18 protein-coding genes and 1 tRNA gene are annotated in these 24607 nt (G+C 70.2%); 3 read left to right on the top strand and 16 right to left on the bottom strand.

From position 1 onward, the window contains the following. Window positions 1-17: 17 nt before the first annotated feature. The gene (polA, locus tag ABZT47_RS24085; protein ID WP_354846083.1) at window positions 18-2720 is read right to left on the bottom strand and encodes a DNA polymerase I; all 2703 of its coding nucleotides are present in this window, start codon (window positions 2718-2720) and stop codon (window positions 18-20) included. A gap of 71 nt (window positions 2721-2791) precedes the next feature. On the opposite strand from polA, the gene ABZT47_RS24080 reads away from it, so the two are divergent. Then, window positions 2792-3211 (top strand): hotdog fold thioesterase, encoded by a 420-nt coding sequence (locus ABZT47_RS24080; protein ID WP_354846491.1) that lies wholly within the window; start codon window positions 2792-2794, stop codon window positions 3209-3211. Window positions 3212-3453: 242 nt separating this feature from the next. Here ABZT47_RS24080 and ABZT47_RS24075 read toward each other — a convergent pair whose 3' ends face one another. From ABZT47_RS24075 to ABZT47_RS24065, 3 genes are read right to left on the bottom strand one after another with little or no spacing between them, the layout of a single operon-like run. Beyond that, window positions 3454-4245 carry an amino acid ABC transporter ATP-binding protein gene (locus ABZT47_RS24075; protein WP_354846081.1) on the bottom strand — a complete coding sequence of 264 codons (792 nt, stop codon included), beginning with the start codon at window positions 4243-4245 and terminating at the stop codon, window positions 3454-3456. A 5-nt stretch (window positions 4246-4250) separates the two neighbouring features. After that, window positions 4251-5102: an amino acid ABC transporter permease gene (locus ABZT47_RS24070; protein ID WP_354846077.1), complete on the bottom strand. Its 852-nt coding sequence runs from the start codon at window positions 5100-5102 to the stop codon at window positions 4251-4253. A 4-nt stretch (window positions 5103-5106) separates the two neighbouring features. Next, window positions 5107-5943, bottom strand: coding sequence for an ABC transporter substrate-binding protein (locus ABZT47_RS24065; RefSeq protein ID WP_354846074.1), 837 nt, complete (start codon window positions 5941-5943; stop codon window positions 5107-5109). A 188-nt stretch (window positions 5944-6131) separates the two neighbouring features. On the opposite strand from ABZT47_RS24065, the gene ABZT47_RS24060 reads away from it, so the two are divergent. Then, window positions 6132-6695, top strand: coding sequence for a DUF4352 domain-containing protein (locus ABZT47_RS24060; protein WP_354846071.1), 564 nt, complete (start codon window positions 6132-6134; stop codon window positions 6693-6695). 130 nt (window positions 6696-6825) lie between these two features. Here the strand turns inward: ABZT47_RS24060 and ABZT47_RS24055 are convergent, their stop codons facing one another. The 6 genes from ABZT47_RS24055 to ABZT47_RS24030 form a co-directional block, all read right to left on the bottom strand. After that, window positions 6826-7542 carry an ABC transporter ATP-binding protein gene (locus tag ABZT47_RS24055; protein ID WP_354846068.1) on the bottom strand — a complete coding sequence of 239 codons (717 nt, stop codon included), beginning with the start codon at window positions 7540-7542 and terminating at the stop codon, window positions 6826-6828. Beyond that, window positions 7532-8314, bottom strand: coding sequence for an ABC transporter ATP-binding protein (locus ABZT47_RS24050; RefSeq protein WP_354846065.1), 783 nt, complete (start codon window positions 8312-8314; stop codon window positions 7532-7534). The genes ABZT47_RS24055 and ABZT47_RS24050 overlap by 11 nt, the downstream gene beginning before the upstream one ends. After that, window positions 8311-9462 carry a branched-chain amino acid ABC transporter permease gene (locus tag ABZT47_RS24045; RefSeq protein WP_354846062.1) on the bottom strand — a complete coding sequence of 384 codons (1152 nt, stop codon included), beginning with the start codon at window positions 9460-9462 and terminating at the stop codon, window positions 8311-8313. The genes ABZT47_RS24050 and ABZT47_RS24045 overlap by 4 nt, the downstream gene beginning before the upstream one ends. Beyond that, window positions 9459-10427 carry a branched-chain amino acid ABC transporter permease gene (locus tag ABZT47_RS24040; RefSeq protein WP_354846060.1) on the bottom strand — a complete coding sequence of 323 codons (969 nt, stop codon included), beginning with the start codon at window positions 10425-10427 and terminating at the stop codon, window positions 9459-9461. Before ABZT47_RS24040 ends, ABZT47_RS24045 begins: the two co-directional genes overlap by 4 nt. Before the next feature lie 105 nt (window positions 10428-10532). Then, window positions 10533-11681 (bottom strand): branched-chain amino acid ABC transporter substrate-binding protein, encoded by a 1149-nt coding sequence (locus tag ABZT47_RS24035; RefSeq protein WP_354846488.1) that lies wholly within the window; start codon window positions 11679-11681, stop codon window positions 10533-10535. A 349-nt stretch (window positions 11682-12030) separates the two neighbouring features. Beyond that, window positions 12031-12621 (bottom strand): response regulator, encoded by a 591-nt coding sequence (locus ABZT47_RS24030; protein ID WP_354846057.1) that lies wholly within the window; start codon window positions 12619-12621, stop codon window positions 12031-12033. 50 nt (window positions 12622-12671) lie between these two features. Here ABZT47_RS24030 and ABZT47_RS24025 point away from each other — a divergent pair. Then, window positions 12672-12744: transfer RNA gene (locus ABZT47_RS24025), tRNA-Leu, on the top strand. A gap of 220 nt (window positions 12745-12964) precedes the next feature. Here the strand turns inward: ABZT47_RS24025 and pyk are convergent. The 6 genes from pyk to ABZT47_RS23995 all read right to left on the bottom strand — a co-directional run bounded on the left by pyk (window position 12965) and on the right by ABZT47_RS23995 (window position 24549). Further along, complete coding sequence (pyk, locus tag ABZT47_RS24020) at window positions 12965-14395, bottom strand: pyruvate kinase (protein WP_354846054.1); 1431 nt, start codon at window positions 14393-14395, stop codon at window positions 12965-12967. Between the two features lie 348 nt (window positions 14396-14743). Continuing rightward, on the bottom strand, window positions 14744-16492 hold the full coding sequence (locus ABZT47_RS24015; protein ID WP_354846052.1) for a S8 family serine peptidase: 1749 nt from the start codon (window positions 16490-16492) through the stop codon (window positions 14744-14746). Between the two features lie 189 nt (window positions 16493-16681). Next, window positions 16682-18166 (bottom strand): glutamate synthase subunit beta, encoded by a 1485-nt coding sequence (locus ABZT47_RS24010; RefSeq protein WP_354846049.1) that lies wholly within the window; start codon window positions 18164-18166, stop codon window positions 16682-16684. 14 nt (window positions 18167-18180) lie between these two features. Next, on the bottom strand, window positions 18181-22695 hold the full coding sequence (gene gltB / locus ABZT47_RS24005) for a glutamate synthase large subunit (protein ID WP_354846046.1): 4515 nt from the start codon (window positions 22693-22695) through the stop codon (window positions 18181-18183). Between the two features lie 379 nt (window positions 22696-23074). Further along, entirely contained in the window at window positions 23075-23725 is a 651-nt protein-coding gene (locus ABZT47_RS24000; protein ID WP_354846043.1) for a hypothetical protein, read from the bottom strand. A gap of 11 nt (window positions 23726-23736) precedes the next feature. Beyond that, the gene (locus ABZT47_RS23995; protein ID WP_354846040.1) at window positions 23737-24549 is read right to left on the bottom strand and encodes a hypothetical protein; all 813 of its coding nucleotides are present in this window, start codon (window positions 24547-24549) and stop codon (window positions 23737-23739) included. Between the last annotated feature and the right edge of the window lie 58 nt (window positions 24550-24607).

Genomic DNA, 24607 nt, shown 5'->3' with positions numbered 1-24607 from the left:
CCCCGGCGCGGGTGGGGTCAGTGGCCGGCGTCTTGCCAGGTGCGGCCGGTGCCGACCGAGACGTCCAGTGGGACGCGCAGGTGGTAGGCGTCGCACATCTGGCCGACGACCAGCTCGCGCAGCGGCTCCATCTCGCCCGGAGCCACCTCGAACACCAGCTCGTCGTGGACCTGCAGCAGCATGCGCGACCGCAGCCCCTGCTCGCGCAGGGCCCGCTGCACGTTCAGCATGGCCACCTTGATGATGTCTGCGGCCGACCCCTGGATCGGGGCGTTGAGCGCCATGCGCTCGGCCATCTCGCGGCGCTGGCGGTTGTCGCTGGTGAGGTCGGGCAGGTAGCGGCGGCGGCCGAGGATGGTCTCGGTGTAGCCGTCGTGACGGGCCTGGGCGACGATCGCGCCGAGGTAGTCGCGCACGCCGCCGAACTCCTCGAAGTACTCCTCCTTGAGCGCACGGGCCTCGGCGACCGGGATGGTGAGCTGGCCGGCGAGCCCGAAGTCGGACAGGCCGTAGGCCAGGCCGTAGTTCATCGCCTTGATGCGGGCGCGCAGCTCGCCGTCGACCTGCTCGGGTGGGATGTCGAACACCCGGGCGGCGGTCGCCTGGTGGAAGTCGTGCCCGGACTCGAAGGCGGCGATGAGCGCCTCGTCCTGCGACAGGTGGGCCATGATGCGCAGCTCGATCTGGCTGTAGTCGGCCGTCAGCAGGCTTTCGTACCCCTCGCCGACCACGAAGCCCTGGCGGATGCGGCGGCCCTCGGCGGTGCGGATGGGGATGTTCTGCAGGTTGGGCTTCTCCGACGACAGGCGCCCGGTGGCCGCGATGATCTGGTTGTAGTAGGTGTGGATGCGCCCGTCGTCGCCGACCTCCTTGATCAGGCCCTCGACGGTGGTGCGCAGCTTGGTCTGGTCGCGGTGGCGCAGCAGGATCGTCGGCAGCTCGTTGTCGGTCTGGGTGGCCAGGGCGGCCAGCGCGTCGGCGTCGGTGGTGTAGCCGGTCTTGATCTTCTTGGTCTTGGGCAGCCCGAGCTTGACGAACAGGATCTCCTGGAGCTGCTTGGGCGAGCCCAGGTTGAACTGCTCGCCGACGACGCGGTGGGCCTCCTCGACGGCCTGCTTGACCGCGGCGCCGAACTCGGCCTCCAGCCCGGTGAAGTAGTCGCGGTCGGCGGCGATGCCGGCCCGCTCGAGCTCGGCGAGCACCCGCACCAGCGGCAGTTCGACCTCCTGCATCAGGTGGGTGCCGCCCCGGGGCGCGAGATGGGCCTCCAGGGCCTCGGCGAGGTCGCGCACGGCCTGGGCGCGGACGGCGAGCTCCTCCCCCGCGTTGTCGGCGGGGTCGTCGAACAGCGCCGCCTGGCCGCCGGTGTCGGCCTCGGCGCGCAGCTCGCGGTGGAGGTAGCGCAGCACCAGGTCGTCCAGCGGGAACGAGCGCTGCCCGGGCATCGCCAGGTAGGCGGCCAGAGCGGTATCGCAGGTGAGACCGCGCAGGTCGAGCCCGTGCGCCCACAGGGCCAGCAGCGGGCCCTTGGCGTCGTGCAGGGCCTTGGGCCGCGACTCGTCGGCCAGCCACCGGCCCAGCGCGTTCTCGTCGGCCTGGGTGAGGGCGCTCAGGTCGAGATAGGCGGCGCGCTGCCGCCCCTCGCCGTCGGTGGGCACGGCGATGGCCAGCCCCTCGATGGTGCCCGTGCCGCTGCCGTAGGCGCCCTTGACCGCCAGCCCCGCGCGCCCCTCGGGCATGGCGGCCAGCCACGCCTCGACCTCGTCGGGGCCGAGGGCCGCCACCTCGACCTCGAAGCCGGACTCGGCCTCGGGTTCGGGGGTGCCGATGCTCTGGTAGAGCCGGTCGCGCAGGACGCGGAACTGCAGCGTGTCGAACAGCTTGTGGATCTCGTCGCGATCCCAGGTGCCCATCTTGAGGTCGGCCACGTCGACGTCCAGGGGGACGTCGCGGCGCAGCTCGGTGAGCTGGCGGTTGTGGATGACCTGCCCGAGGTGCTCGCGGAGCTTGTCGCCGACCTTGCCCTTGACCTCGTCGACCCGGTCGACCAGGTCGGTGAGCGAGCCGAACTCCTTGACCCACTTGGCGGCGGTCTTCTCGCCCACGCCGGGGATGTTGGGCAGGTTGTCGCTGGGGTCGCCGCGCAGCGCGGCGAAGTCAGGATATTGCGTGGGGGTGAGGCCGTACTTCTCCACGACGGCGTCGGGGTCGAAGCGGGTCATGTCGCTGATGCCGCGGCGGGTCATCAGCAGCGTGATGCGGTCGTTGACGAGCTGCAGGGCGTCGCGGTCGCCGGTGACGATCAGCACGTTCATGTCGCGCTCGGCGGCCCGGTGGGCGAGGGTCGCGATGAGGTCGTCGGCCTCGTACCCGGCGAGCGAGAGGTGGGGGACGCGCAGCGCGTCGAGCACCTCGAAGATCAGGCTGACCTGGCCGCGGAAGTCCTCCGGCGTCTCCTGCCGGTTGGCCTTGTACTGCTCGTACGCCTCGTGCCGGAAGGTGGGCTCGGACCTGTCGAAGCAGACGACGACGTGGGTCGGCCGCTCGTCGCGAAGGACGTTGATCAGCATCGAGGTGAAGCCGTACACCGCCTCGGTGTGCTGGCCCTCGGTCGTCATGAGATTCGCGTCCTTCAGCGCGTAGAACGCGCGGTACGCGAGCGAGTGCCCGTCCAGCAGGAGCAGGCAGGGGCGTGAGGGGGTCGGTTCCTTCTTCGGCACACCCGCAGCCTAGTCTCCATGTACGACAGAACACGGCCGGCAGTGCAAGTGGAGGCCTCCCTTTGACCATGATGAAGCCCGAGGACCAGGCCCGCCTGGACGCGGTGTACGACGGTGACCACAAGGGCGCCTTGATCAGCTCCATGGGCATCGAGTTCCTGGAGGTCAGCGCCGAGCGCGTGGTCGCGCGCATGCCCGTCGAGGGCAACACCCAGCCGTACGGGCTGCTCCACGGCGGGGCCTCCTGCGTGCTGGCCGAGACCATCGGCTCCACCGGCGCCGCCGTGCACGCCGGCCCCGGCCGCCGGGCCGTCGGCGTCGAGATCAACGCCACCCACCACCGGTCGGCCACCTCCGGCCACGTCACCGGGGTCGCCACGCGCCTGCATGGCGGGCGCACCATCGCGACCTACGACATCGAGATCATCGACGAGCAGGGACGCCGGGTCTGCACCTCGCGCCTCACCTGCATGCTCCGTGACGCCACGTGACATTCCTCTCGTATCACGGTGCGATTTGCCACTCTCTTTGCACGGGAGCCTCATAGCTCGCTAGCGTTGTGACGCCAGAGCCCGTGGGTGGTCGAGTAGACAACGTGTGCGGCCGGGGAAGCCCTACATGGCCCCAAAGACCACCCGCGGGCTCCTTGCGTCCCCGAGGGCGCCTGTGGACCTGAAACGGCCCCCGGCGGCCGAGAAGCCGCGCGGGGGCCGGTGCGCCCGTCTCGGGGGCCTCAGCGGGCCTGCGCCGAGGTCTCGCCGGCGCCGGACACGTCGTCGTCCGAATGCGTCGGGTCGAGCACCCGCCTGAGGAAGGTGCGCGTGCGCTCGTGCCGCGGAGCGCCGATCACCTGCTCCGGCGGCCCCTCCTCGACGACCACCCCGCCGTCCATGAACACCACGCGGTCGGCGACCTCGCGCGCGAAGCTCATCTCGTGCGTGACCACCAGCATCGTCATGCCGTCCTGGGCGAGCTTGCGCATGACCGACAGCACGTCCCCCACCAGCTCGGGGTCCAGCGCGGAGGTCGGCTCGTCGAACAGCATCAGGTCGGGGTCCATGGCGAGCGCCCGGGCGATCGCCACGCGCTGCTGCTGGCCGCCCGACAGTTGCGGCGGGAAGGCGTCGCACTTGTCCGCGACGCCGACCTTGTTCAGGTTGTCGCGGGCGATGCGCTCGGCGTCGCCCTTGCCCCGCCTGAGCACCCGCCGCTGGGCGATCATGACGTTCTGCAGCACCGACATGTGCGGGAACAGGTTGAACGACTGGAACACCATGCCGAGCCTGCGCCGCGCCGCGTCGATGTCGACGTCGGGGTCGGTCAGCTCGACCCCGCCGACGCGCACCGTGCCCTTGCTGGGTTGCTCCAGCAGGTTGACGCACCTCAGCAGCGTCGACTTGCCCGACCCCGACGGGCCGATGATGCAGACGACCTGGCCCTGGTCGACCGTGAAGTCGATGCCCTTGAGCACCTCGAGGTCGCCGAAGGACTTGTGCAGGTCCTTGATCTCGACGACGTGGGTCATCGCCGTCACCGCCCCTTCGCCTGACGCTTCTCAAGGCGTCCCGCCAGGTATCCCAGCGGGATGGTGACCAGCAGGTACGTCAGGCCCACCACCATGATGGGCGTGGCGTTGCTCGTCGTCGACGCCAGGTCGTTACCGAACTTGGTCAGCTCGACGTACTCGCCGCTCACGCCGAGGAACAGCACGAGCGAGGAGTCCTTGAGCAGGGAGACGAACTGGTTGGTCGTCGGCGGGATGACGATGCGGATCGCCTGCGGGATGACCACCGAGACCATCGCCCGCGAGTGGGACATGCCGAGCGAGCGCGCCGCCTCGGTCTGCCCCTTGGGGACGGCCTGCAGGCCGGCCCGCAACGTCTCTGCCATGTAGGCCGCGCTGACGATCGTCAGACCCAGAATGCCCTGCCCGTATGTGCCGCCCGGCACCTGGAACCCGGGCAGCGCCAGCGGCAGGAACAGGATGAGCAGGAAGATCAGCAGCGCCGGCAGGCCGCGGAAGATCTCGATGTAGACCACGGCGATCCACCGGTACGGACGGACCGAGCTCAGCCGCATGAGAGCCAGCAGGAGTCCGAGGAGTGAGCCGAAGACGAAGCCGGCGACGGTGTAGACGATGGTGTTCCTGAGCGCGACCGTGAACAGGTCGGGGAACGCCTGCCGCGCCACGTCCATCTTGGCGAAGTTCTCGGCGAGGCCCTTCCAGTTGGTCAGGAGCACGACCGCGACGAGCGCGAGGATCAGGATGACGTACTGGACGCCGCGGCTGATCCGCTGCTTCTTCCGGGGGCTGACCCGCGACCCGCCGGGCGCGGGCCCGGCGGGTCCGGCCGGCTCGGCCGTGATGGGCTGGTCGGTCATGGAATCAGGAGGCTCCGAGCTCGCCGGGCTTCTTGCCGAACCACTTGACGAAGATCTGCTCGTAGGTGCCGTCGGACTTGGCCTTGGCGATCTCCTCGTTGATCACCTTGGCGAGGGCGTCGTTGCCCTTCTTCATGCCGATGCCGTACTGCTCGCCGGTGTCGAGGCTGGCGATCAGCTCGAACTTGTCGGCGATCTCGGGCTTCTTCAGCCAGGTGAGCACGACGGGAAGGTCCTGGACGATCACGTCGGCCTGGCCGGACTGCAGGCCGAGCAGTTCCTTGGGCGAGTCGGCGAACTCGGTCGGGTCGAAGCCCTTGCCCTTGACGTAGTCCAGGCCGGTGGTGGAGGCCTGCGCGCCGAGCTTGAGGTTCTTGGCCTTGACGTCCTCCAGCGACTTGGCGCCCGTGCCCTTCTTGGCCAGCAGGGCCTGCGTGGCGTCGAAGTAGGGGTCGGAGAACAACAGGTTCTTCTGACGCTCGGGAGTGATCGTCATGCCCGCGGCGGCGACGTCGCACTTGCCGGCGTTCAGGGCCGCGCCACTCTTGATCACCGCGAAGTCGATGTCCACGATGTCCTGGGTCACGCCGAGCTTCTTGGCCGCCAGGTCGACGATGTCGACGTCGAAGCCGACCGTCTTGGCGCCCTGCTTGAACTGGAACGGCTCATAGGGCAGGTTGGTGCACGTGGTGAGCTTGCCCGGGTTGATCAGCTTGATCCCCGAGGCGGCCGGGGCACTGCCGGCCGGCGCGTTGGAGGCGGTGGCACCGGTGTCCGATCCGCCGCCGCAGGCGGAGAGAAGGCACGCGGCGCCCACGACGAGCGCCCCGATTGATGTCATACGGCGACGCTTGGACCAAAAGACCACAACGTCCTCCTCTTTAGCTGTATGTCGGAGTTAAGTTAAGTTACCGTAACCCTGGCCATGGTCCCGCACCTGGTCACCAGGGGTATTACCGGAAAGAAACGATCGCACAACACATCACCGCGCCTGGCGCTCCGGGATCATCGGAGGGTTAGTGTTCGATCGTGCGGGCGCCTCTCCTCCTGGTGGGCTTCACGCTCATCGCATCCATGTCCCTGTCCCTGACCGGCTGCTCCGGCGCTTCCGGCGACCCCGGCAAGCCGTCGCCGACGCCGTCCGCGACCTACGCCGTCCCCGCCGAGACCGCGCGGCCGGACGAGACGGTCATCAAGGCCCCGGCCGTGACCGACGGCCTGATGCGCTTCCGCGTCCTGGCGTTCCGCGACGGCATGCCCAGCCTGGTGGGCAGTCACGCCGAGTGGCCGGCCAAGGGGCAGTACGTCCGCATCCGCGTCCTCGTCGAGAGCATCGACCGGAGCAACCAGCAGTTCGACGCCCGCCAGCAACTGGCGATCGCCTCCGACGGCCGCTCCTTCCACATCGACCTGGCCGCCCAGACCACCAAGCGCCAGCCCTTCGAACTGGTGGTCGGCAGTTTCGTGCGCATGGAGTTCGACCTGTGGTTCGACGTGCCCAAGGACGCCAAGATCACCAAGATGCGGTTGTTCGGCGAGCCTCCGCTCGGCGTCATCGGCAAGTCCAAGGGCGTCGAGGTGACGATCCGCTGAGCCTGGGCGCGTCACCGAGCCTGGACGCGTCGCTGCACGCGGACGCGTCGCCGGGCCGGGACGCGCGACGGCCCGGCCGGAGGCGTCCGGCCGGGCCGCTCAGAACGTCGCGACGCTCGCGCGGCACCCGTCAGTGGGCGCCGAGCTCGCCGCCGAGGTACGCCTCGCGGACCTGCGGGTCGTCCAGCAGCTCCGAGGCGGCGGCCGACTTCACCACCCGCCCGGTCTCCAGGACGTACGCGCGGTGGGCGAGCTGCAGCGCCTGCTGGGCGTTCTGCTCGACCAGCAGCACGGTGGTGCCCCGGTTGTTGATCTCCTTGATGATCGAGAAGATCTGGGCGACCAGCATCGGCGCCAGGCCCATCGACGGCTCGTCCAGCAGCAGGACCTTCGGCTTGCTCATCAGCGCGCGGCCGATGGCGACCATCTGCTGCTCGCCGCCGGACATCGTGCCGCCCGCCTGGTTCTTGCGCTCGGCCAGCCGCGGGAACAGCTCGAAGACCTCGTCGAGGTCCTTGGTGAGGTCGCCGCTGCGGGTGTAGGCGCCCATCAGCAGGTTCTCGGTGACGGTCATGCCGGGGAACACCCCGCGGCCCTCCGGGGACTGCCCGATGCCCGCCAGCACCCGCTTGTGCCCGGGAAGCTTGCTGATGTCCTTGCCGTCGAAGGTGACCGTGCCCGACGACAGGGGCCGCAGGCCCGAGATGGTCTTGAGGGTCGTCGTCTTGCCGGCGCCGTTTGCGCCGATGAGCGTGACGATCTCACCCTCGGCGACCTCGAGCGAGATGCCCTTGATCGCCTCGATCTTGCCGTAGTGGACGTGCATGTCCTTGACTTCAAGAAGCATCTGCGGGAGCCCCCAAGTACGCCTCGATGACCCGCGGGTCGTTCTGCACCTCGGAGGGGAGACCGTCGGCGATCTTCTGCCCGAAGTCCAGCACCGCGATGCGGTCGCTGATGCCCATGACCAGGGCCATGTCGTGCTCGATCAGCAGGACCGTGCGGCCGGCGTCGCGGATCTTGCGGATCAGGCCCTGCAGGGACTCCTTCTCGGCCGGGTTCATGCCCGCCGCGGGCTCGTCCAGCAGCAACAGCTTGGGCTTGGTGGCGAGCGCCCGCGCGATCTCCAGCCGCCGCTGGTCACCGTAGGGCAGGTTCTTGGCCGTCTCCCCGGAGCGGTTGCCGATGCCGACGAACTCCAGCAGCTCGTGGGCCAGGGCCTTGCCGTCGCGCTCCTCGTGGCGGTGCCACGGCAGGCCGAGGGCCGCACTGAACATGCCGGCGCGGTGGTGGGCGTCGGCGCCCACCATGACGTTCTCCAGCGCGGACATGTTGTGGAAGAGCCGGATGTTCTGGAACGTGCGGGCGATGCCGCGCTTGGTGACCTTGAACCGCTTCATGCCGTCGATGCGGTCGCCGTCGAACACCACCTGGCCGGACGTCGGGCGGTAGACGCCGGTGACGACGTTGAACACCGTCGTCTTGCCGGCGCCGTTCGGCCCGATGAGGGCGAAGATCTCACCCTCGTTGATCGTCAGCTCCACCTCACGCAGCGCGGTGACGCCGCCGAACTGCATCTTGACCTTCTGCAGCTGCAGAAGCGGACGCGGATCGCTCATTTCGCTGCCCCTTCGGCTGCTGCGGTGTGGGCATCCGGCGCAGGGACCTCGGCGCCCATGGCGCCCATGCCGCCCGTGCCCTCGGCCAGCTCCGCCCTGCGGCGCCGCGAGGGCAGCAGGCCCTCGGGACGGAAGATCATCAAGGCGACCAGCGCGGCGCCGAACACCATGATGCGGTATTCGGAGAGCCCGCGGAACCGCTCGGGCAGCCAGGCGACGAGGAACGCGCCCAGGATGACGCCCGGGATGTTGCCCGAGCCGCCCATCACGACCGCCGCCAGGATGGTCGCCGACAGCATGAACAGGAAGTCGTTCGGGTTGATCGAGATCGTCTTGGAGGCCCAGACGACGCCCATGGCGCCGCCGATCGAGGCGCCGATCGCGAAGGCCAGCAGCTTGAACTTGAAGGTCGGCACGCCCATGACCTCGGCGGCGTCCTCGTCCTCGCGGATGGCGGCCCACGCGCGGCCGACCCGGCTCTTCTCCCAGCGCTTGACGAAGATGATGATGGCCGTGGCCACCACCACCAGCAGGTAGTAGTACGGCCGGGGGTCCAGCACCCCGTAGTGGAAGATGTCCACCCCGAAGAGCGAGACGCCGTCGATGCTCGGCGGGTGCGGGATGCCGGCGATGCCGCGCGGGCCGCCGATGGCGTCGGTGTTCTCGGCCGTCTGGCGGACGATCTCACCGAAGCCGAGCGTCACGATGGCCAGGTAGTCGCCGCGAAGGCGCAGCGTAGGCCCACCCAGCACCACCCCGGAGAGCGCCGACAGGATCACGCCGGCGACGAGGATCTCCCAGAAGTTCAGCCCCATGCGGGTGCCGAGCAGCGCCATCGAGTAGCCGCCGATGGCGAAGAACGCGACGTACCCGAGGTCGAGCAGGCCGGCCTGGCCGACGACCACGTTGAGGCCGATCGCGAGCACCACGTACGTGCCGATGGGGAAGAACAGGACGCTGGCCCAGTCGCTGTACGGCGACATGATCGGGCCGAGGGACTCGGTGGGCAGCAGCAGCGCCGCGATGAACAGCACGACGTAGAGCGTCCAGCGCTGCCAGCCCGGGGCGGTCGCCCACCGGTCGCGGACGCCGTCGATGAACGCCGAGAAGGCGTTCCTGCCGTTGGTGATCGTCGTGTTCGTGCTCATGCGCGCGCCTGCTGGAGTGATTCACCGAGGATGCCGGTGGGCCGGAACATCAGGACCAGGACGAGAACCGTGAACGCGATGACATCCTTCCATCCCGAGCCGAAGACCGCGGCGCCGTAATTCTCGATCAGACCGAGGAACAGGCCGCCGAGCAACGCTCCGCGTAGGTTGCCGATGCCTCCGAGCACGGCGGCGGTGAACGCCTTGATGCCGAGGAGGAAGCCGATGGAGAACTTGGTGACCTCGAACTGCAGCACGAACAGGGCGCCGGCGACCCCAGCCATCAGGCCACCGATCAGGAACGTCATTCGCACGATCTTGTCGATGTCCACGCCCATCAGGACCGCGGTCTCGGGGTCCTGGGAGGTGGCCCGGATGCCACGGCCGATCTTGGTGCGGTTCACCAGCAGGTCCAGCAGGACCATCATGCCGATCGCCGCCACGAAGATCAGCACCTGGTCGGCCCGGATCTGCGCGCCGCCGAGCGTGAAGAGGGTGTCCTTCTCCATGATGCGGGCCACGCCCATCTGGTTGCGGCCCTGCTGCGGACGGTTGAACACGTGCGGGATGATCACCAGGGCGAAGAGCTCCTGGAGGAAGAGCGAGGCGCCGATGGCCGAGATGAGCGCGGCCAGGCGCGAGGCGCCGCGCTTGCGCAGCGGCCGGTAGGCGATGCGTTCGAGCAGCATGGCCGAGCCCGCGGAGGCGAAGCCTCCCGCGAGCACCATCAACAGCAGGCCGCCGACGAGGGCGAACCCGGTGAGCGGCGTGGTGATGCCGAGCGCCATCACCACGAACGCCGACGCCATGGTGCCGATCATGAAGATCTCGGAGTGCGCGAAGTTGATGAGGCGCAGCACGCCGTAGACCATCGTGTAGCCGAGGGCGACGAGGCCGTAGATCGCGCCCAGGATGAGGCCGTCGATCGTGTACGGCCAGAAGGAGCCGAGGAGGTTATCGAACACGGAGTTTCGCTTTCAAGGAAGCCTTCACGCGAGGCGGGCACGGACAGGGGCGGGAGCGCCGTTGCGATTCCCGCCCCTCATTGGCTGGCCTTTGTCTACCTGCCGTCAGCCGAGCTTGGCCGTCGTCGTGTCGCCGAGCAGCCCGATCTGGCCGTCCTTGACCTGGTACATGTAGATCGACTTGGCGGAGGGCTCACCGGTGGGGTCGAACGAGATGTGCTTGGAGATGCCGTCGAAGTCCGACTTGCCGACCGCCTCGTTGATCGCGTCGGCGGTGGTGGCGCCGCCGGCGATGGCCTTGGTGAAGGCCGTCATGGCGTCGTAACCCTCGGTCGCGTAGATCAGCGGGTCGGCGTTGAACTTCGCCTTGTAGTCGGCCGCGAACTTCTTGACCTTCTCGTCGGTCTCGGCGGAGGTCGGGATGCGGCAGGGGCAGCCGATGAGCGCGCCCTCGGCCTGCTTGGCGCCGGCGCTCTCGATGATGCCCTTGTCGAGCGAGCCGTCGCCGGAGAAGAACTTCGCCGTCACGCCCTTGTCGCGGAGCTGCTTGAGCAGCTTGCCGGCACCGGCGTAGTAGCCGCCGAAGACCACCGCGTCCGGCTTGGCGGAGGCCACCTTGTTCACCGTCGAGGAGTAGTCGGTGGCGGCGGGGTCGAGCGCGTCGTCGGTGACCGTGACGCCCTTGGTCTTCAGCTGGGCGCGCACCGCGTCGGCGAGGCCCTTGCCGTACTCGGACTTGTCGTCGACCACGAAGACACTCTTGGCGGCAGCGGCGCCGGCGACGAAGTCGGCGATGGCCGGGCCCTGCACACCGTCGTTCGGGACGACGCGGTGCCAGTACTTCCAGCCGTTCTTGGCCAGGTCGACGTTGGTGGCCGAGGCGGAGATGTTCGGGATCTTCGCCTCCTCCAGCAGCGGCACGGCCTGCTTGGACTCGCCGGAGAACGCCGGGCCGACCAGCGCCACGACCTTGTCCTGCTTGATGGCCTGCTGGGCGAGGTTGACGGCCGTCGTCGGGTCGGCGCGGCTGTCGTACTTCACCATCTCGAGCTTGACCTTGGGGTTGGTCGCGTTGTACTCGTCCACGGCAAGCTGAGCGCCATTGCTCGGCGGGATGACGATGCCGGAGTTCTCACCCGTCAGGTCCCCCATGAAGCCGATCTTCAGCGTGCTGGGCGCCGCGGAATCGCCGCCACCGGTGCCGGAGCCCGAGTCAGCGCCACCACAGGCGGCGAGACCAACGGTAAGTGCCACACCGACGGCGAGCACGCCCCCGAGGCGAGCAATCTTGGGCCGCAAGGTTGCCTTCCTTTCGCCTGATCCCGCATCCCGGGATCGGGTTCACAGAGCCACCCTGGCAGTTGGGCCAGGGTTCGTTGACGGCATTACACCCAGCTCAAGTCACAGGTCGGTACAGAGTCACATCACGTTACCGCTTCGTTATCACACCGGTCCTCTTCGGCGATCAGCACGAAAAGTAAAGGTCACATCGCGGTTGCACGGCCGACCAAGATCGACTGTATGGGCTCGCGGGCGACCGGGCGCCGCCGGACCCGTCCGATCTGACACGGCGGGACGGCACGGTGTCAACCGCGCCGTCAGATCAGGACTCCTCGGGAGGCTTGGCCTCGCTCACGACGGCCTGGGCGACCTGGCGCATGCTCAACCGCCGGTCCATCGACGCCTTTTGGATCCAGCGGAACGCCTGCGGCTCGGTCCAGCCGTGCTCGGCCATCAGCAGGCCCTTGGCCCGCTCGACGAGCTTGCGTGTCTCGAGGCGCTCGCCGAGGGTCGTGACCTCGCGCTCGAGGGCCGCGATCTCCTCGTGCCGGCTCACGGCCATCTCGATCGCCGGCACCAGGTCGGACTTGGTGAACGGCTTGACCAGATAGGCCATCGCCCCGGCGTCCCGCGCCCGCTCGACCAGGTCGCGCTGCGAGAACGCCGTCAGGATCAGGCACGGCGCCACGCGCTCGGACACGATGCGCTCGGCGGCCGAGATGCCGTCGAGGATCGGCATCTTGACGTCCAGGATCACCAGATCGGGGCGCTGCTCCAGAGCCAGCTTGATCGCCGTCTCGCCGTCACCGGCCTCGCCGACGACGGCATAACCCTCTTCTTCCAGCATCTCCTTCAAATCGAGGCGGATCAGCGCCTCATCTTCCGCGATCACCACTCGCCGCTGCGTACTCACGACCAAGAGAGTACCGACGTCCGCTAGATTAGGGGCACGAGCACCACGGCGCCCCGATAGACCAACGGCAGAGTCGATGGCCTCAAAATCCATACAGTGTGGGTTCGAATCCCACTCGGGGCACACGCATGGGCAGCCGCGCGGCACCGCCGCGCGGCTTCGCTCTTCTCAGGCCCCGACGCCTCGCTGTGCCGCCCCTCGGCCTTCGCGATCACCTCGGCGCCTTCGTCCCGCGGCTCCCGCTTCCCCGGCACGCCCGTCCGCGCGATGCGGCCGTCATCGCGCGCGGAAACACCGATGACCGGCAGGCGGGAAGCCGCCTGCCGGTGCTCGCCGGCGTGGGTCAGTGGTCGCTGGAGACCGCGGAGCCGATGGTGTGGACGCGCAGGGCGTTGGTGGAGCCGTGGTTGCCGGGAGGCGAGCCGGCGACGATGACGACCTTGTCGCCCTTCTCGTAGCGGCCGATGGACAGCAGGGCCGACTCCACCTGGCGCACCATGTCGTCGGTGTGGTGCACGAACGGCACCTCGAAGGTCTCGACGCCCCAGGTGAGGGCGAGCTGGCCGCGCACCTCGGGGGCCGAGGTGAAGGCCAGCAGCGGGATCGGCGAGCGGTAGCGCGCGAGCCGCCGCGCGGTCTCCCCCGACATGGTGAAGGCGCACAGGGCCTTGGCGCCGACGATGGCGCCGACCTCGGCCGCCGCGCGGGCGATGGCCCCGCCGGTGGTCTCGGGAAGCCGGTCGAAGGTGTGGGTGGCCTCCAGCGACTCGGCCTCCGCGGCCGAGGCGATGCGGGCCATGGTGGCGACCGACTCGACCGGGTAGCTGCCGACGGAGGTCTCGCCGGACAGCATGACGGCGTCGGCCCCGTCCATGACGGCGTAGGCGACGTCGGAGGCCTCGGCGCGGGTGGGCCGGGGGGCGCTCATCATGGAGTCGAGCATCTGGGTGGCCACGATGACCGGGTGGGCCTTCTCCCTGGCCAGGGCGATGGCGCGGCGCTGCACGATCGGCACCTGCTCCAGCGGGAGCTCCACGCCGAGGTCGCCGCGGGCGACCATGATGCCGTCGAAGGCGTCGACGATCTCTTCGAGGCACTCGACGGCCTGCGGCTTCTCGATCTTGGCGAGGAGGGGCAGGTGGACGCCCTCCTCGTCCATGATGGCGCGGACGATCTGCGCGTCCTCGGGGCTGCGCACGAACGACAGCGCGATCATGTCGAAGCCGGTGCGCAGCGCCCAGCGCAGGTCTTCCTCGTCCTTCTCGGTGAGGGCGGGGGCCGAGACCGCGACGCCGGGCAGGTTGAGGCCCTTGTTGTCGGAGATCATGCCGCCGACGAGCACCTTGGTCACCACGCGGGGGCCGTCGACCTCGATGGCCTCCAGGGCCAGGCGGCCGTCGTCGACGAGGATCTTGTCGCCCGGCTGGACGTCGTTGGGCAGGCCCTCGTAGGTGGTGGAGACGATCTCGCGGTCGCCGGGGACGTCCTCGGTGGTGATGGTGAAGACGTCTCCGAAGCCGAGCCGGACGGGGCCCTCGGCGAAACGCCCCACACGGATCTTCGGGCCCTGCAGGTCGGCGAGGACGCCGACGGCCTTGCCGAGCTCGGCGGCCGCCTCTCTCACCCGGCCGTGGATCTCCTTGTGGAGCTCGTGGCTCCCGTGACTGAGGTTGAACCGCGCCACGTTCATTCCGGCGGCGATCAGCTCGCGCAGCCGCTCCGGGGAGGAGGTGGCGGGCCCCAGTGTGCAGACAATCTTCGCTCGACGACTCACAAGTCCTACCCTAATTGGTACAGACCACTTGATGATGACGAAGTGCACAGCCCCTGGGGAAATCCAGGTGACATCAGCCTTGCCATCGCGTGCGCTCCGCACGTCGCCGCAGGTGGGGCCCGCTTCTTGCGGGCAGAGGCCGCGACCGGCGCGGAAGGGCGCGCGGGGTCCGTTTTCGTGTTGCGTGCTCTAGGAAGGATAGTTGCCCCGCAGCGTGCCCGCAGGCCGTACGGACCCGGTGGACCGCCGGCGGCCCGGCAGGTGAACGGCGGGCGCCCTGCCCGGTGAACGCCCGCAGGCCCCGCCCGGACGCGCCGGACGGGGCCTCAGAAGGCGTTCGGAGGCCGTTCAGCCCTTGGCCGTGGCCGCCCGGTAGGCGTTGACCAGGCCGTGCCCGTAGAAGCCGTTCTTCGCGGCCGGCCCGGCGCAGGTGTGGGTCTCCTCGCTCACCGAGTAGGTGGTCGAGCCCGAGGCCGGGCAGCTCACCGGGGTGGCCGTGGCGTACAGCAACTGCTCGACCCTGGACGGGGACAGCGTCAGCCCGCCCTTGCCCGGCCTGCCGAAACGGGCCACCAGGATGGCCGCGACGCCCGCGGCGTGCGGGGAGGCCATGGAGGTGCCGGACAGGTACTGGTAGTAGGAGCAGTGCCCGTGGTGGCACTCGCGCACCACCGAGCCGCCGAGGGGCTTGCCCGCGGCGTTGATGAGCTTCTCGCGGCGCAGCACGTGCGTCGGCGCGGCGGCCAGGATCTCCCTGGTGGCGCCCTTGAGCGAGGTGCCGGCGTCGGAGGGGTCGCCGCCGGGGGCCGACAGGTCGGTCTGCTCGGTGCCGTAGTCGGAGTACCAGGCCTTGCGCTTGCTGGGGCCGAGGGCGGAGACGGAGATGACGCCGCGCGACTCGGCCGGGACGTTCACGCACGAGTTGTCGATGGTGCGCTCGCGCTCCTTGCCCAGCGGATAGCCGGGGCTCTCCTTGTCGGTCGTGGGGTCGCCGAGGTCGGTCGAGCCGTTGCCGAGAGCGCTGATGAGCGTGACGCCGCGGGCCCGGGCGTAGTCGAGCGCGCGCTGGACGCCGGTGACGATGCCGGCCTGCTGGAGCCGGTCGGCCTTGGAGTCGGCCGGGTTGTTGGTGCAGTTGAACGTCCACGGGTCGACGAAGAAGCTCATGTTGACCACGTCGATGCCCGCGTCGCCGGCGTAGGTGAGCGCGTCGAGGACCGGCTTGAGGAAGAAGAACCCGGCGTCGGTGCCGGCGCGGATGTTGACGAGCGAGACATCGGGCGCCACGCCAGCGACGCCGATGCCGTTGATCGGCGAGCCGATGGTGCTGGCGACGTGGGTGCCGTGCCCGTCGTCGTCCACGTCGGCGGGGTCCTTGCAGCTCTTGACCTCGCACGGCCCGTCCAGCGTCTTGCCGTTGGGGTCCTTCGGGTGGTCGGTCACGAAGTTGCGGCTCAGCGCCCGGTTGAAGTTCGGGGCGATGTCGGGGTGCCTGCCGTCCACGCCGGTGTCGATGATGCCGACCGTGACCTTCTTGTTCGCCCGGTTGACGGCGTAGGAGCCCGAGGGGGTGGCGCCGATCATCCTCATGTCCCACTGGCGTCCCGCCAGGGGTTCGGCCTTGACCGCCTTCCCCACCGTGGACGGGTTCGCGGCGGAGGCGTTCGCGGCGGAGACATCCGCGGCCGAGGCGCCTTCGGCGGCGGCCGGCGACAGCGGCGCCGTGAGCGGGCCGGCGCCGGCGGCGACGGCCGTGGCGGCGCCGATGCGGCGATTGTCGGTCACGCCGACGACGGCGGGACTCGCGCCGAGCGCCTCGGCGAAGCCCGTGCGAGGGCCCCGGGCGATGATGTAGCCGAGCTTGGCCTCGACGGCGGCGGCGACGCCTCCGCCCGCCTTGACGGCGCTCAGCGCCTCGGCCTGGGCGCCCGCGCCATAGAAGACGAGGTACTCACCCCTGCCCGCGACCGGCGGCGCGGCGCCCGCCGGACCCGCCCCTGTCACCAGCGAGGCGGCGGCGAGCGTACCCGCCACCGCGAGTGAGACGGCGGCGCCCGCCAGGCGTTTGTACCCCCGCACCATGGACCTTCCCCTCATGCCTGTCCTACAACGAGGCAGCATCTTTCAGGGGATCGAGCACCAAAGCAAACTGCGATCAGATACTCCGGCATTCGACCCATTACACACATATATAGCTATAAACACCGTATGGGATGACCGGATTACCACAAAAAGGACGGCGCCCCGAATCGGGGGACGCCGTCCTTCAGTCCGTCCTTCAGAGCGTCACACCAGCGGCCGGGCCGTCGGCGGGATCGCGACGGGCAGCGCCGTCCGGCCGCTCAGGAAACGGTCGGCCGCGGCGGCCGCCGAGCGGCCCTCCGCGATCGCCCACACGATGAGCGACTGCCCCCGGCCCATGTCACCGGCGACGAAGACGCCCTCCACGCCCGACATGTAGGACTTGTCGCGCGCGACGTTGCCCCGGGCGTCGAAGAACGCGTCCGGGTCGGCGGACAGGGCCGCCAGGTCGGTGAGCAGAGCCCCCTTCTCGGGACCGAGGAAGCCCATCGCCAGCGTGACCAGCTCGGCCGGGATCTCCCGCTCGGTGCCGGGGATCGGCCGGAACCCGCTCGCCGGGCCCTCGACGTCCACCAGCCGCAGGGCCTTCACCCGTCCCTGCTCGTCGGCGACGAACTCGGTGGTCGAGACGGCGTACACCCGCGCGCCGTCCCCGGCCTCCAGCTCCTCGTGGGCGCTCTCCATCTTGAACAGCATCGGGTAGGTCGGCCACGGCTGCGAGTCCGGCCGCAGCTCCGGCGGCTTCGGCATGATCTCCAGCTGGGTGACCGACAGCGCGCCCTGGCGCACCGCCGTGCCGATGCAGTCGGCGCCGGTGTCGCCGCCGCCGATCACCACGACGTGCTTGCCCTCGGCCGACACCGGCGAGGCGGGCAGGTCGCCCTCCTGCACCTTGTTGGACAGGGGCAGGTACTCCATGGCCTGGTAGATGCCCTCGTACTCGCGGCCCGTCACCGGCAGGTCGCGCCAGGCGGTGGCGCCGCCGGCCAGGACGACGGCGTCGAATTCCTCGCGCAGCCGCTCGGCGCTGACGTCCACGCCCACGTTGACGCCGGCGCGGAACTCGGTGCCCTCGGCGCGCATCTGCGAAAGGCGCCGGTCGATGTGCCGCTTCTCCATCTTGAACTCGGGGATGCCGTACCGCAGCAGGCCGCCGACGCGGTCGGCCCGCTCGAAGACCACCACGTCGTGACCGGCGCGGGTGAGTTGCTGGGCGGCGGCGAGCCCGGCCGGGCCCGAGCCGACGACGGCGACCCGCTTGCCGGTCTTGGCCGACGGCGGCTGCGGCGTCACCCAGCCCTCGTCGAAGGCCCGGTCGATGATCTCCACCTCGACCCGCTTGATCGCCACCGGGTCCGCGTTGATGCCGAGGACGCACGCCGCCTCACACGGAGCCGGGCACAGGCGGCCGGTGAACTCCGGGAAGTTGTTGGTGGCGTGCAGCCGCTCGATCGCCTCGCGCCAGTCGTCGCGGTAGACCAGGTCGTTCCACTCGGGGATGAGGTTGCCGAGCGGGCAGCCGTTGTGGCAGAACGGGATGCCGCAGTCCATGCAGCGGGCGGCCTGCCTGGTCAGGGCGGGCCGCGGGAAGTCCTCGTAGACCTCCCGCCAGTCGCGGATGCGGACGTCGACCGGGCGGCGCGCCGGCAGCTCACGCTCGTGCGTCAGAAACCCCTTGGGGTCGGCCATCGGTGAAACCTCCCTTAACCCTGTACGGCGGCCATGACCGCCTGGTCGATGTCCCTGCCCTCGGCGCGCGCGGCCTCCTGCGCCAGCAGGACCCGCTTGTAGTCCACCGGCATGATCTTGCCGAAGCGGGTGAGCGTGCCGTCCCAGTCGTCCAGCAGCGTCTTGGCGACCGTCGAGCCCGTCTCGGCGAGGTGGCGCTCGACGACGTCGCGCAGGAACTCCGAGTCCTCCTCGGTGAGCTCCTCGATGGCGACCATCTCGCGGTTGACCCGCTCGGCGTCGAGGTCGAGCACGTAGGCGATGCCGCCGGACATGCCGGCCGCGAAGTTGCGCCCGGTGGGGCCGAGCACGACCACCCGGCCGCCGGTCATGTACTCACAGCCGTGGTCGCCCACGCCCTCCACGACGGCGGTGGCGCCGGAGTTGCGCACGCAGAACCGCTCGCCGACGACGCCGCTGATGAACACCTCGCCGGAGGTCGCCCCGTACAGGCCGACGTTGCCGGCGATCACCTGGGTCTCGGCGCTGAACGGCGCGTCCGGGTGCGGGCGCACGGTCACCCGTCCGCCCGACAGCCCCTTGGCCAGGTAGTCGTTGGCGTCGCCGGTGAGCCGCAGGGTGACTCCCCTGGGCACGAAGGCCCCGAGGGAGTTGCCCGCCGAGCCGGTGAAGCTCACGTCGATGGTGTTGTCGGGCAGGCCGGCTCCGCCGTGCCGCTTGGTCACCTGGTGGCCGAGCATGGTGCCGACCGTGCGGTTGACGTTGCGGATGGGCAGCTCCAGCGTCACCCGCTCGCCGAACTGCAGCGCGCCCTCGGCGAGCTGGATCAGCGTGTTGTCCAGCGCCTTGTCCAGGCCGTGGTCCTGCTCGACCACGCGCCGCAGCGGCGTGCCCTCCGGCAGGGAAGGCACGTGCAGGATCGGCGACAGGTCGAGGCCCGCGGCCTTCCAGTGGTCCTCGGCGGCCGTGGTGTCCAGCACCTCGGCGTGGCCGACGGCCTCGTCGATCGAGCGGAAGCCGAGCGCCGCCAGGTACTCGCGGACCTCCTCGGCGATGAACTCGAAGAAGTTGACCACGAACTCGGGCTTGCCGGCGAACCGCTTGCGCAGCTCGGGGTTCTGGGTGGCGACGCCGACCGGGCAGGTGTCCAGGTGGCAGACGCGCATCATGACGCAGCCGGAGACCACCAGCGGCGCGGTGGCGAAGCCGAACTCCTCGGCGCCGAGCAGCGCGGCGACCACCACGTCCCGGCCGGTCTTGAGCTGGCCGTCGGCCTGTACGACGATGCGGTCGCGAAGGCCGTTGAGCAGCAGCGTCTGCTGGGTCTCGGCCAGGCCGAGCTCCCAGGGGGCGCCCGCGTGCTTGATCGAGGTGAGCGGCGAGGCGCCGGTGCCGCCGTCGTGGCCGGAGATGAGCACCACGTCGGCGTGCGCCTTGCTGACCCCGGCCGCGACCGTCCCGACCCCGACCTCCGCGACGAGCTTCACGTGCACGCGCGCCGTGGGGTTGCTGTTCTTCAGGTCGTGGATGAGCTGGGCCAGGTCCTCGATGGAGTAGATGTCGTGGTGCGGCGGCGGCGAGATCAGGCCGACGCCCGGGGTGGAGTGCCTGGTCTTGGCGATCCACGGGTAGACCTTGTGGCCGGGCAGCTGGCCGCCCTCGCCCGGCTTGGCGCCCTGGGCCATCTTGATCTGCAGGTCGTCGGCGTTGACCAGGTACTCGCTGGTCACGCCGAACCGGCCGGAGGCCACCTGCTTGATGGCGCTGCGGCGCGTCGCGTCGTACAGCCGCTCGGGGTCCTCGCCGCCCTCGCCGGTGTTGGACTTGGCGCCCAGCCGGTTCATCGCGATCGCGATGGTCTCGTGGGCCTCCTTGGAGATCGACCCGTAGGACATCGCGCCGGTGGAGAACCGCCGGACGATCGCCGAGACCGGCTCGACCTCCTCGATCGGCACCGGCGGGCGCACGCCCTCGCGCAGCCTGAACAGCCCGCGCAGGGTCATGAGCTTCTCGGCCTGGGTGTCGACCAGCTCGGTGTACTGCTTGAAGATCTCGTACCGGCGGGTGCGGGTGGCGTGCTGGAGCCGGAAGACGGTGTCGGGGTTGAACAGGTGCGGCTCGCCCTCGCGGCGCCACTGATACTCCCCGCCGACCTCCAGGCGGCGGTGGGGGTTCTCGGCGCGCGGGTAGGCCCGCTGGTGGCGCAGCGCGGCCTCCTTGGCGAGCACGTCGAAGCCGACGCCGCCCAGCCGGGAGGTGGTGCCCGCGAAGCAGGCGTCGATGACCTCCTGGCTCAGCCCGAGCGCCTCGAAGATCTGCGCGCCGGTGTAGGAGGCGACCGTGGACACGCCCATCTTGGACATGATCTTCAGGACGCCCTTGCCGTACGCCTTGATCAGGTTGCGCACCGCGGCGCGCGGCTCCAGGGCCAGCGCCCCGGAGGCGATCAGGTCCTCGATGGTCTCGATCGCCAGGTACGGGTTGACCGCCGAGGCGCCGTAGCCGATGAGCAGCGCCATGTGGTGGGCCTCGCGGGCCTCCCCGGTCTCGACGACCAGGCCGACGCGGGTGCGCGACTTCTCGTGGATCAGGTGGTGGTGCACCGCGCCGGTGAGCAGCAGCGACGGGATCGGCGCCAGGCGGGCGTCGGAGCCGCGGTCCGACAGCACGATGGTGCGCGAGCCGTCCGCGATGGCCCGCGACACCTCGGCGCAGATCTCCTCGAGGCGGTGCAGCAGCGCCTCGCCGCCGCCCGCGACCTCGAACAGGCCGGAGACGACGTGCGGCTGGAAGCCGGGCAGCGCGCCCTCGTCGTTGATGTGGATGATCTTGGCGAGCTCGTCGTTGTCGACCACCGGGTAGGGCAGGACGAGCCGGCGGCAGGACGCCGGGTCCGGCGCGAGCAGGTTGCCCTCGGGGCCGATGGTCGTCTGCAGCGAGGTGACCAGCTCTTCGCGGATCGCGTCCAGCGGCGGGTTGGTGACCTGGGCGAACAACTGGCTGAAGTAGTCGAACAGCAGCCGGGGCTTCTCGCTCAGCACGGCGACCGGGCTGTCGGTGCCCATCGAGCCGATCGGCTCGGCGCCGGCCTTGGCCATCGGGGCCAGGATGACGCGCAGCTCCTCCTCGGTGTAACCGAAGGTCTGCTGGCGCTTGACCAGGGCCTCGTGGGTGACGATCGGGCGCTGGCGCTCGGGCAGCTCCTCGAAGCGGATCAGCCCGGCGTGCAGCCAGTCGCCGTAGGGGTGGGCGGCGGCCAGCTCGGCCTTGATCTCGTCGTCCTCGATGATCTTGCCGCGCGAGGTGTCGACCAGGAACATCTTGCCCGGCTGGAGGCGGCCCTTGCGCACGACCCTGGACGGCTCGATGTCCAGCACGCCGGCCTCCGAGGCCAGCACGACCAGGCCGTCGTCGGTCACCCAGAAGCGTCCCGGGCGCAGGCCGTTGCGGTCGAGGACCGCGCCGACCAGGGTGCCGTCGCTGAAGGTGATCGACGCGGGGCCGTCCCACGCCTCCATCGAGGTGGAGTGGTACTCGTAGAAGGCGCGCCGCGCCGGATCCATCTCGGTGTGGTTCTCCCACGCCTCGGGGATCATCATCAGCACCGCGTGCGGCAGGCTCCGGCCGCCCAGGTGCAGCAGCTCCAGGCACTCGTCGAAGGAGGCGGTGTCGGAGCCGTCGGGGTCGCAGATCGGGAACAGCCGCGTCAGGTCGCCGGGGATCAGGTCGGTGGCCAGCATCGCCTCGCGGGCCCGCATCCAGTTGCGGTTGCCCTTGACGGTGTTGATCTCACCGTTGTGCGCGACGTACCGGTAGGGGTGGGCCAGCGGCCACGACGGGAAGGTGTTGGTCGAGAACCGCGAGTGCACCAGGGCGATCGCGCTGACGAACCTCTCGTCGGACAGGTCGGGGAAGAACGGCTCGAGCTGCGGGGTGGTCAGCATGCCCTTGTAGACGATGGTGCGCGAGGACAGCGAGGGGAAGTAGACGTCCACCTCGTGCTCGGCCCGCTTGCGCAGGCAGAAGGCCAGCCGGTCCAGCTCCAGCCCGGACTCGCCGTTCGGGGAGGACACGAACAGCTGCCGGAAGGCCGGCATGACCGCGCGGGCGCTCGGCCCGGCGTGGGCGGTGTCGATCGGCACCTCGCGCCAGCCGTGGACGGTCAGGCCCTCCTCGGCGGCGATCTCCTCGATCATCCGGACGGCGGTCGCGCGGGCCTGCTCGTCCATCGGCAGGTAGGCGACGCCGGCGGCGTAGGAACCGGCCGGGGGAAGGGGGAAGTCCACCGCGTCACGGAGGAACGCGTCAGGTATTTGGGTGAGAATTCCCGCGCCGTCACCGGTGTCTGGTTCGCTACCCTTGGCCCCTCGGTGGTCCAGGTTGCAGAGTGCCGTCAGGGCCTTGGCGACGATGTCGTGGCTTCGGCGCCCGGCGACGTCCGCGACCATCGCCACACCACAGGCGTCGTGCTCCTGCGAGGGGTGATATAGGCCCTGGGGCTCGGGGAACCCGAGGCGGGCAGCAGGCATTGAATCCCTCCCGTCGTCTTCGTCTGCTTCGTCTTGATTGGCGATTGCAGGCAAGAGGGACGACGTTGGCCCTGCTGCTGTTAGGTGTGTAGAGACTACCGCACCCTGCCGGAATAGTGCCCACCCGGTGGGAATCGCGAACATTCACCATGTGGCGGCACTGCGATGTGCCCGCTGCCGTGCGTCCCCGGCCGCAGTGAAGGAACGCCGGAAAAATGGACGTTATTCCAGGTGAAGGCCCCGGTAAGGGTTCTGTAACCGGTCAGGCGAAAGTCAAGTTTCCCTACGGTCCCCACTCCTTATACCATGCTCCACCCACCCCACGCGCCCGGCCGCCCCTTCCCGCCCCTCCCGGCCGCCGGCCGGCGCCCGGGGCGGGTCAGCCGCTCGCGGCCAGGACGCGGCTCTGGACGAAGCCGCCCAGCCCTTCCAGCGCCACCTGTGGCAGCGTCAGGTCGGCGCGGCCGGTGTCGCCGACCGGACCCACCCAGTTGACCACGACGAAGTGCCCGAGCGCCCGCACCTCGGCCCTGCTGTGCCCGGCGTCGAACGAGGCGGGCTGGCCCGCGGCCAGCCGCAGGAAGCCCTGGTCCGGCCGGGCGGCCAGCGCGTCCGCCAGCCGGTCCGCCGCGGCCGCGTCGGGCATGTCGAACACGGCGTACTGGCCGGACACCCCGCCGTCCGCGCCGGCGAAGCTCGCCCGCACCACCTGTGCGCACCCGGCCGCCGCCGCGGCCGGGCCGCTCCCCCACAGCGCCCGCGAGCAGTCGGCCGACACCGCGACCTGGCCGCGCCGCATGGTCACCCCCGAGGCCGAGAGGGCGGCGGCCTGCCCGAACACCTCGGCCTCGCTCAACGGGCGCGGATCGTCGCGCCGGCTCGCTATGGGGGCGTACAACGCGGAGGTGCGCTCGGCGCGGACCCTGCCGGGAACCGGCCCGGTCTCGGGCCGGGTGAGCAGGAACACCGCCGCTCCGGCGCCGGCCAGGACGGCCGCGACCGCCACGGCGATCACCTTACGGCTGGGCATGGGCACGCACCCTACCCGGCCGGCGGCGCCGCGGTCGGGCCCGTGACGGCGACGACGCGACGGTAGATGGCCTTCTCGGCCGCCCGGGCGCCCAGGGCCAGCGAGACGAAGTCGTCCTTGGGCGTGGCCTCCTGGCCGTCGGCCCGCCCGACCCAGACGAACCCGGCGTAGTGCCCCATCGCGTGGCCGCTGGCCTCGGAGTAGCCGTCCTGCGGGAACGCCGCCCCCTTGGACTCCAGCGGGCGCACCCAGCCGCCGCCCCGGTAGAGCGTGGTCATCTGCTGCACGAACCCGCCGGCCGCGGCGGCGTCGGCCATGTTGAACAACGTGTACTGGGCGACGTACCGGCGGTCGGCGCTGAGGTAGATGCCGCGCACGGCCTGCGTGCAGCCGGTCTGCCCGAGTTTCGCCAGCACGCCGCCGCCCCACACCGCGGGAGCGCAGGCGCCGTCGAGACGGCGGGCGGCGAGCTTGAGCGTCAGCGTCCCGCTGCGGACGGTCTTGACCGGGAAGACCTCCTCGGCGCGCAGCGGCGCCTGGTCGGCCTTGCGGTCGTCGATCGGCCCGAACAGCTTGGGCGAGGGCCAGGCCTGGTAGTCCTCCGGGCTGAGCAGCCCGATCGCGTCTGGCGCGGAGGACTCCTCGGCTGCCGGGGCCGACACGCCGAGGTTGCTGACGACGGCGGTCAGGCCGAAACCGCCCACCAGCACCGCCACCACCGTGCCGGCGCCGAACAGGATGCGCTGCTGCCGCTGGGTCAGCCCGCGCTCGGACAGGGCGTCCACCTCGAACGAGGCGCGGCGCCGCTTGCTGCGCGTGCTCACTGGGCGCCGTCTCCCGCCGGACCGCTACCGGGCCCCATCTCGGCGTGCCCCCCCGAGA

It is taken from the genome of Sphaerisporangium sp. NPDC005289 (assembly GCF_040607455.1).
Classification (GTDB): Bacteria; Actinomycetota; Actinomycetes; order Streptosporangiales; family Streptosporangiaceae; genus Sphaerisporangium; species Sphaerisporangium rhizosphaerae.
Note: the sequence above shows the minus strand (reverse complement) of the source record. Positions and strands in the feature narration are given on the sequence as shown.